The 7,233-nt window shown below is 40.5% G+C and carries 5 protein-coding genes; 3 read left to right on the top strand and 2 right to left on the bottom strand.

Annotated features, from left to right (window positions below; all coding sequences use genetic code 11):
• Nucleotides 1–301: 301 nt before the first annotated feature.
• Both glgA and hemC read right to left on the bottom strand, forming a co-directional pair.
• Nucleotides 302–1,735 carry a glycogen synthase GlgA gene (gene glgA / locus ACE1AT_RS28065; protein ID WP_374874410.1) on the bottom strand — a complete coding sequence of 478 codons (1,434 nt, stop codon included), beginning with the start codon at nucleotides 1,733–1,735 and terminating at the stop codon, nucleotides 302–304.
• Between the two features lie 190 nt (nucleotides 1,736–1,925).
• Nucleotides 1,926–2,897 (bottom strand): hydroxymethylbilane synthase, encoded by a 972-nt coding sequence (gene hemC / locus ACE1AT_RS28060; protein WP_374874408.1) that lies wholly within the window; start codon nucleotides 2,895–2,897, stop codon nucleotides 1,926–1,928.
• 241 nt (nucleotides 2,898–3,138) lie between these two features.
• Between hemC and ACE1AT_RS28055 the strand changes: the two genes are divergently transcribed.
• The 3 genes from ACE1AT_RS28055 (at nucleotide 3,139) to ACE1AT_RS28045 (ending at nucleotide 7,008) form a co-directional block, all read left to right on the top strand.
• The gene (locus tag ACE1AT_RS28055) at nucleotides 3,139–4,188 is read left to right on the top strand and encodes a YegS/Rv2252/BmrU family lipid kinase (RefSeq protein ID WP_374874406.1); all 1,050 of its coding nucleotides are present in this window, start codon (nucleotides 3,139–3,141) and stop codon (nucleotides 4,186–4,188) included.
• A gap of 546 nt (nucleotides 4,189–4,734) precedes the next feature.
• On the top strand, nucleotides 4,735–5,844 hold the full coding sequence (locus ACE1AT_RS28050; RefSeq protein WP_374874404.1) for a protein kinase: 1,110 nt from the start codon (nucleotides 4,735–4,737) through the stop codon (nucleotides 5,842–5,844).
• A gap of 87 nt (nucleotides 5,845–5,931) precedes the next feature.
• Nucleotides 5,932–7,008 (top strand): PstS family phosphate ABC transporter substrate-binding protein, encoded by a 1,077-nt coding sequence (locus ACE1AT_RS28045; RefSeq protein WP_374874402.1) that lies wholly within the window; start codon nucleotides 5,932–5,934, stop codon nucleotides 7,006–7,008.
• Nucleotides 7,009–7,233 lie beyond the last annotated feature (225 nt).

Genomic DNA, 7,233 nt, shown 5'->3' with positions numbered 1-7,233 from the left:
AGGCTTCAACACGCCGATGATTATTCCTACTGGGATTGCTCAATTCTATCAAATTAGAGACTGCGGCTCAAGCCGCAATGTCGCTTTTCCGCCCCTGGCTAAAGCCGAGGGGCTACCAAGCTCCCGGAAACTTTACGTGTCCTAGTGTCTTGGTGAGTCCACTTGCCGTCTTGGCGGTTCCCGTCACGTTCGCGTAGCGTCCCGGAGGGAACTTGGCAAGGTGGCGAACCCGAAGGGTGTTGAAAAAAGAATTATTGAAACACTAAGACACCAAGACACAAAGAGGTAGAATTCCTATTTTCTAAGATTTCAAAACCAAATCAGGTTGTTCTGCTTCTGGTTGTGGCTGTTCTTCTTCTTCAGGCAAGCCTAACATTGAGCGATACAGTTTCACATACTGTTTAGTGGAGCTATACCAACTAAAGTCCTGATTCATACCACGTTTTTGCAAATCTTGCCAGTAATCTTTATATTGGAAGCCTTCCCAAGCGCGAACCATACAGGTGAATAAATCTAATGGTTCATAGCGGTCAAAACAATAACCAGTACCACTATGATGCGCGGGGACGTGGTGGGATACAGTATCGACTAATCCTCCGGTACGGCGGACTATGGGTATGGAACCATAGCGCAAAGCCATCATTTGGCTAATACCGCAGGGTTCAAAACGGCTAGGCATTAAGAAAGCATCGGAACCTGCATAGATACGACGGGCTAGGGCATCATTATAAAGTAAATAGGTTTTCATGCGTCCAGGGAAGCGGGATGCCATTTGCCATAATTGGGTTTCGTAGTAGCGATCGCCTGTACCCAATACGATAAACTGGGCATCGGTATAAGACATAAACCGATCCAGTATATTCAACACTAAATCAATGCCTTTTTGTTCTACTAGGCGCGTTACCATCCCCACCAAAAAAGCGTTTGAGTTAACTTCTAAACCGACTTCTTCTTGTAAAGCAACTTTGTTCGCTTTGCGCTTATCGATGGTTTCGGTGGTAAAGTTTTGGGCAATATATTTGTCAGTTGCCGGATCGTAAACTTCGGTATCAATCCCATTGACAATCCCAGATAATTTACCACTGATAAAGGACATTAAACCTTCTAAAGTTTCACCATAGGTAGCTGTTTTGATTTGTTCAGCATATGTCGGGGAAACAGTAGTCACTCTCTCAGCATATTGCACCGCCGCGGCCATGGTGTTGTGTCCTTGCATATACCAAGGACACCAGGTAATTTTCTCTAAATACCAGCGCCACGGCCCTTGATATGCCAGGTTATGAATTGTGAACACACTGGTGATATCAGGAGACTGGTGCATCCAAACGGGAATCATGCCTGTGTGCCAATCGTGACAATGAACAATCTCCGGCTTCCAATAATTCCAGCAAAACTCGGCTGCACCATTGGCAAACAAAGTAAACCGCCAGTGTTCATCTTCTCCAGAGTAGATACGGCGAGGCGAAAATGCTGGATGTCCAAATAGATACAGTGGCACATCAGTACCAGGTAGAACACTTTCGTAAACTGTAAAGTCCTGGAACATGGCATATCCATGCCAAATGGGGTCTTTAGGAATCTCCATTTTGTCTGGCAGGAAGCCGTAATAAGGCAGGAAGATTCGCACATCATGCCCCATTTTTCTCAGGACTTTAGGTAGTGCGCCGACGACATCACCCATTCCGCCGACTTTTGCAACGGGAGCTGCTTCTGCTGCAACAAATAGAATCCGCATGGTAATTTTTGCTTCCCCGAACTTGCCTACGTGTTAGTATTTACTTTGCTAAACTACCAATTAACTTTGGTAGATATGTTTAGCAACTGCAATCTTTCTTAATACCATCACAATAACAGTTATCAGTGGCCAGTTATCAGTTATCAGTTACTCTTTCTGTTCACTGTTTACTGATAACTGTTAACTGAATTTAAGAGCCACGCTGGATCTCGGCAAAGATTTGATCCAAAATTTCCTGCGCTCCTTGTCCCCGCATTTGCTTGGCTAGCTGTGTACCTAGCTGTTCTGCGTCTTTGGTTTCGCCAGAAATGGTATCTTTGACCACTTTTTGACCATCGACACTGGCAACAATACCTGTTAATGTTAAATTATTACCATTAATTTCAGTATTTACACCAATGGGTACTTGACAACCACCTTCGAGTTCCCGTAGGAAAGCGCGTTCTGCTAGACAGCGATCGCGTGTTTCGGGATGTTCAATGGCTTTCAGTAAAGATATCAATTCTGTATCTTCAGCGCGACATTCAATACCCAATGCACCTTGACCAACGGCGTGTAGGGAAATTTCTTTGGGGATAACTTGATGAATGCGATCGCCCATTCCCAAACGTTGTAACCCAGCTACCGCCAAAATCAAAGCATCATATTCACCTGCATCTAGCTTGGCCATGCGTGTGTTCAAATTGCCACGCACATCTTTAAATGTGAAATGGGGGAATTTATGCCGTAACTGTGCTAAACGTCGTAAAGAAGATGTACCAATCACCGCCCCTTCTGGCAAGGTGTCAATTTGCTTGTCTTTGTGTTTTTCATGCACCACAAGCGCATCGGCGGGATTTTCTCGTTCTGTAATTGCTGCTAAAACCAAACCCTCTGGTAAGCGAGTCGGCAGATCCTTGAGAGAATGAACAGCAAAGTCAATCTCATGATTGATCATTCCCAGTTCGAGTTCTTTGGTAAACAGTCCTTTATCACCAATCTTGGCTAATGCGACATCCAAGATTTTGTCGCCATGAGTGGCCATAGTGTGGACTTCAAAAGTAATATCTGGAAAGCTTTTTTGCAGTTGTTCTTGTACCCAATAAGTCTGAATCAGAGCAAGTTGGCTTTTACGAGAACCAATGCGGATTGTACGGCTCGGACTGGAAACCACTGATGTCATAAATCAATTATGTCAAAGGGCAGAGATAAATTTACTTCATCTAGACTACCGCAGTGGGTGACGTTCGGCGTTGCACTCTGGCGATTGCCATTAAGTTTCTTTTTTTAGCTTTACTTATCTTTACAACTTTTGTTGTTTGTAGCCAGAATTAAAAATACTATCGTAAGGTGGAAGCTTTAATTCTACAGATGCGCTATCAATATAATTTGATAACTTTAAATATTTAAATGCATCGTAGTATATGAAACGTTCAGCCTGCCTCATCTTTAATCCAGTTGCAGGTCAGGGTGACTCCGAGCAAGAACTGGCACAGATTCGAGCTTTGCTAGAGCCAGAAATTGACCTGGATATCCACTTTACAACTGAAGAAATTTGTGCCGATCAACTAGCCCACGAAGCAGTAGAAAGGGGAGTAGATGCCATTATTGCTTCTGGAGGAGATGGTACTCTCTCGGCGGCGGCGGCGGCTGTAGTGGGTAGTGAGATTCCGTTTGGAATTATTTCTCGTGGAACAGCAAATGCTTTTGCTACAGCTTTAGGAATACCAGACACAATTGAAGGTGCTTGCAAAACAATTTTGCAGGGTGGGACACGGATTGTAGATACTGCCACTTGCAACGGTTATCCAATGGTACTGCTGACAGGTATTGGCTTTGAAGCAGAAACCGTGGAAAAAGCAGATCGGGAATCGAAAAATCGTTTTGGTTTCTTGGCTTATATCATAGCTGGATTTAAACAATTAAGTGAATTACAGTCATTTGATGTCGAAATTGAAACCGAAGATAAAGTAATTTCAACTAGTGCAGCAGCAGTAACAGTAGCAAATTCTGCACCTGCGACATCTGTTTTAGCGCAGGGGCCAGCAGGACTGATTGTAGATGACGGATTGCTGGATTTAACTATAGTAGCTCCGGTTAATAGAACAGCCGCGATCGCAGCTACGTTTCATTTATTTCAGACTGCTTCTGCGGGTAATCCAGCTGAAAGAAATGATATTGGGTACTTACGAGCTAAAAAATTTAAAATTACAACCGACCCACCTCAAAAAGTTGTTGTTGATGGTGAAATTTTAGGGAAAACTCCAGTTGAAATTGAATGTCTGCCAGCAAGTTTAAAAGTTTTTGTACCACTTTTGGAAGAAGAACTTCCACCTCTAGAAAAATTAGAGGGATTACCTAACTTAACTATTGAGGTCAAACAAACCGATAAACCTCTTAATTTTGGAGTATTATCACACCAGGGCTATTTCAGTCTAGACCTCAACCACTCTGAACTAAAGTTCAGCAGCTAATAGTTTAAGTTCAAAAAAACGCCTACGATTGAACTCGCAGTCTTATAGTGAAAGTCTGCTTTAAGCAGACTGTTTGATTTATATAAGTCGTCTTCAGACGACTTGTGCTAATAGCAAAGGATTTAAACCCTTTGGTTTGTGGTATTTTGAAAAAATTGGGATGCTCCCCGTTCAAATCAATTATATTTACCCACAACTTTTTCATAATCCTCTTAGTATCAAGCAAAGATTGAACTATGATTTTACTATGAGGTTGATTTTACATTTACTTAAGCTTAATGTTTAAAATTTCTTCGTACTATATTAATATGATTTAATACATCTAAAAAAAATTAGCATGTATAAAATAATTACTTGTATAAATTTTGCAATTAGAAACAATATCATCTCTCATGAGATTAATGACTCAAAAGAGGAATACTAAGTAGTATCGTCTTGGACGTCACTACATCTAGTCTAGTTACTAAATTGATACGTATAAAAAAATATTAAAAATAATACTAGCTAATTTTACTGGTTAGTAATTTAGCATTCAGAATGCACAATATGAGTCAGTATCTTCTCTCTCTAATTGGGATAACCCTTCGGAATCGTTACAAGATTATTAAACTTTTAGGGAGTGGGGGTTCTGGCGATACTTACTTGGCTGTTGATTTAGATTTGCCAGGGATACCTTATTGTGTAGTTAAACATTTTAAGCCTAAGAATCTAAATCCGTCTCATGTGCCAATTGCTAAAAATTTATTTGCAAAAGAAGCAGAAGTTTTATATCAGCTAGGCGACAATCACAACCAAATTCCTCGCTTATTTGCTCACTTTGATGAAAATGGTGATTTTTATCTGGTTCAGGAATTTATTGATGGTCATGACCTAACCCAAGAAATTTCTCCAGGTATATGTCTAAATGAAGATGTGGTTTTTAACCTATTGCGGGAAATTCTAGAAGTAGTGGTTTTTGTCCACCAAAATAACATTATTCATCGGGATATTAAGCCTCAAAATTTAATGCGACGACATAGTGACGGGAAAATTGTATTGATTGATTTTGGCAGTATTAAAAAAATTGGTGGTTTGGGAATCAACGAGTTTGGACAAAGTAGTGTCACGGTTGTTGTAGGTACTCCTGGCTATATGTCTAGTGAACAGATCAAAGGTAAACCACAACTGTGCAGCGATATTTATGCGGTTGGGATGATAGGTATTCAAGCTCTGACAGGATTAAAATCTGACCAAATACCAAAAGATCCCAATTCAGGAGAAATTATCTGGCGCGATCGCTTAAGGGTAAGCGACAGTCTCGCAAATGTGATCGATAAAATGGTGTGCGATCGCTCTAGTAAGCGTTATCAATCAGCGTTAGAAGCTCTAGAAGCACTTATTGCTGCTAGGGATTTATCTTTTTCTTCTTTACGTGTCATTCAAGACAAAATCACTCATAATAATTCTTCTATTACCTATAAAAAAAATATTTTACTTCTGGGAATGGGGTTTGGTATTAGCACAAGTTTATTGATAATATTTATTTTTTATATATTCTTACAAACAAGTATATTCAATATAAATAAACCTCCACACTCACTCAGGTTTATCAAACAGTTTTTTGAACCAGTTCCAGAAAATTTACAGAGTTTAAAAACAGCCAAATCTGATCATTAAGATTTTCAAGTTTTTTGCATCTACCGCTTCATCATTTCTGCCTAAATAGCGGAAATGTAATTTTAACAAACTAACAAAACAATCGTCATGGATAATACAAACCAAAGAAGAATACCTATTAATGGAGAAATCTGGCTTTTTCTTAGAGGCTTGATAATTGGCAAAATATTGACAATTTTGGTGCTGGGTGGAGTGGCCTGGTGGCTGTTAAGACCATACACATTAGTTCGCAAGAACACAGTTGCTACCTCTAGTCAAAATTCCAATCCAACCTCATCTTTTGTATCTAATTTTCAGAGTGTTGCGAATGTTCCAGTTGCAGCAGCTAACTATGGTGGTAGTGCAGCTTGGGCGCCAATCCGTCAATTAATCGATTCACAAATTCAAAGCGATCGCCCAGAATTACAGTTGCGCTACCAAGACCCGAACAATAGCAGTCCCAGTTCTAGTTCTGGTATAAGCATGTTGCTAGATGGGAAATTAGATTTTGCTCAGTCTTCCCGTCCCCTCACAGATTCAGAATATTCTTTAGCTAAACAAAAAGGCTTGACCCTTGAACAACGTCAAGTTGGCACAGATGGTATTGCAGTAGTAGTCAACCCATCTTTGCAAGTACCAGGTTTAACCGTTGATCAGTTGCAGCAGATTTATTTGGGGAAAATTACTAATTGGAAACAGGTAGGCGGGCCAGACTTACCCATTACCCCTTTCTCGCAACGTTTAGAAAAAGCAGATACAGCAATCTTCTCTGGTAACAAAAACTTGCAGAGTCTATCACTTGGCTCTAATGTAAAATATGTGTCATCAAGCACAGAAGCAGTAAGACAAGTCAGTAAAATACCTGGTGGTGTATATTACGCCTCGGCTCGTGCAGTAGTTCCTCAATGCACCGTCAAGCCTTTACCATTGGGTCTGACATCTACACAATTAATTTCACCATACCGTGAATCATTAGTAACACCTGAACAATGCCCACGTCAGCGTCATCAAATCAACACTGAAGCCATCAAAAATGGCAGCTATCCAATTACAACTAACTTGTTTGTAATTATTAAGCAAAACGACGTACAAGCACAGCAAATTGGTGAAGCTTACGCCCAACTTTTACTCACAGACCAAGGACAAAAAGCGATTGAGCGAGTTGGGTTTGCAGGAGTTCGCTAGTTAAGTATTGGGGATTGGGGATCAGGGATCGGGGACTTGTCAGTTATCAGTTATCAGTTAAGTAAGTCGGTGGGAATAAATCGAACTATGTTAAGGAATGTAAAAAATTGGGAATTAAGTTCGTAGTAAGGACTTCAGTCCTCACTACAAACCTTGAATTATTTCCGCCGTTCTACTTATCAGTTATCAAATTAAACTGTTAACTGATTCATGCCCAATGACGAA

Origin of the sequence: Pelatocladus sp. BLCC-F211, assembly GCF_041928655.1 — a bacterium.
In the GTDB taxonomy this organism is placed as follows: domain Bacteria; phylum Cyanobacteriota; class Cyanobacteriia; order Cyanobacteriales; family Nostocaceae; genus Pelatocladus.
This window is presented reverse-complemented; position numbering and strand designations above follow the sequence as displayed.